The 1,694-nt window shown below is 40.5% G+C and carries 1 protein-coding gene; it reads right to left on the bottom strand.

Going from position 1 to position 1,694, the window contains the following annotated elements; genetic code table 11:
* Window positions 1–1,694: beta strand repeat-containing protein (locus C8D80_RS12805; protein ID WP_394364585.1), on the bottom strand; the 1,694-nt coding region annotated here is incomplete at both ends.

Below are 1,694 nucleotides of genomic sequence, written 5' to 3'. Positions count from 1 at the left end.
GTTCCAACATTCTCAGAATCTGTTAATGTAGCAATTTGGTTGATATTGGTCTCGTTACCACTAGTTACATAAGAACCTGTGATATTAGATATCGTTGCGCTCCAAGTGTAAGTTGTATTTATAACATCACTAGTTAGAACAATATCAGTAGAACTTCCTGAACAAATATTAGAACTGAAAGCTACATTAGTTATTGTTGGAAGTGGTGTTATAATTATATTAGTTGTAACAAAATAAGCCGGACAAGCCCCATTTACAGGTACCAAATAATTAATTTGATAGTTATTTGGTGTACTTGTAGATGGCGTGATAACTCCAGTATTTTGATTAATTGACAAACCTAAAGGTATAGAACTAAATTGTCCTCCAGTAAAATTACCTGTTCCTGTTAAAACAACAGATATTGGAGATTCAGTAACACAATACTGAGGTTGTGGGTAACTAATTGTTGCCGTATTTGGAACATTTACAGTAATAGTTCCTGTGGTTGTCGCTGGTGGACATCCGCCTGTGGTAGTTACAGTATAATTAAATATTCCACTTGCCGTTGGTGTTCCACTTATCGTAGCTACGTTTCCTGCCCATGAACCAGTAACTCCTGCCGGTAATCCTGCAAAGGTTGCTCCTGTTGCGCCTGTAGTTGCTAATGTGATATTTGTAATTGCACTGTTAATACAAACCGTTTGACTTGTGCCTGATGCAATAGTGTTCAATGGTGTAACTGTAATAGTTCCTGTGGTTGTCGCTGGTGGACATCCTCCTGTGGTAGTTACAGTATAATTAAATATTCCACTTGCCGTTGGTATTCCACTTATAGTAGCAACATTTCCTGCCCATGAACCAGTAACTCCTGCTGGTAATCCTGCGAAGGTTGCTCCTGTTGCGCCTGTAGTTGCTAATGTAATATTTGTAATTGCACTGTTAATACAAACCGTTTGACTTGTGCCTGATGCAATAGTGTTTTGTGGTGTAACTGTAATAGTTCCTGTGGTTGTCGCTGGTGGACATCCGCCTGTTGTAGTTACGGTATAATTAAATATTCCACTTGCCGTTGGCGTTCCACTTATAGTAGCTACGTTTCCTGCCCATGAACCAGTAACTCCTGCTGGTAATCCTGCAAAGGTTGCTCCTGTTGCGCCTGTAGTTGCTAATGTAATATTTGTAATTGCACTGTTAATACAAACCGTTTGACTTGTGCCTGATGCAATAGTGTTCAATGGTGTAACTGTAATAGTTCCTGTGGTTGTCGCCGGTGGACATCCGCCTGTTGTAGTTACAGTATAATTAAATATTCCACTTGCCGTTGGTGTTCCACTTATCGTAGCAACGTTTCCTGCCCATGAACCGGTAACTCCTGCTGGTAATCCTGCAAAGGTTGCTCCTGTTGCGCCTGTAGTTGCTAATGTAATATTTGTAATTGCACTGTTAATACAAACCGTTTGACTTGTGCCTGATGCAATAGTGTTCAATGGTGTAACTGTAATAGTTCCTGTGGTTGTCGCTGGTGGACATCCGCCTGTTGTAGTTACCGTATAATTAAATATTCCACTTGCCGTTGGTGTTCCACTTATCGTAGCTACGTTTCCTACCCATGAACCAGTAACTCCTGCTGGTAATCCTGCAAAGGTTGCTCCTGTTGCGCCTGTAGTTGCTAATGTAATATTTGTAATTGCACTGTTAACACAAACCGTTTG

Origin of the sequence: Flavobacterium cheniae, assembly GCF_004363695.1 — a bacterium.
In the GTDB taxonomy this organism is placed as follows: Bacteria; Bacteroidota; Bacteroidia; order Flavobacteriales; family Flavobacteriaceae; genus Flavobacterium; species Flavobacterium cheniae.
The sequence above is the reverse complement of the archived record's forward strand: the minus strand, read 5'-3'. Positions and strand labels throughout refer to the sequence as shown.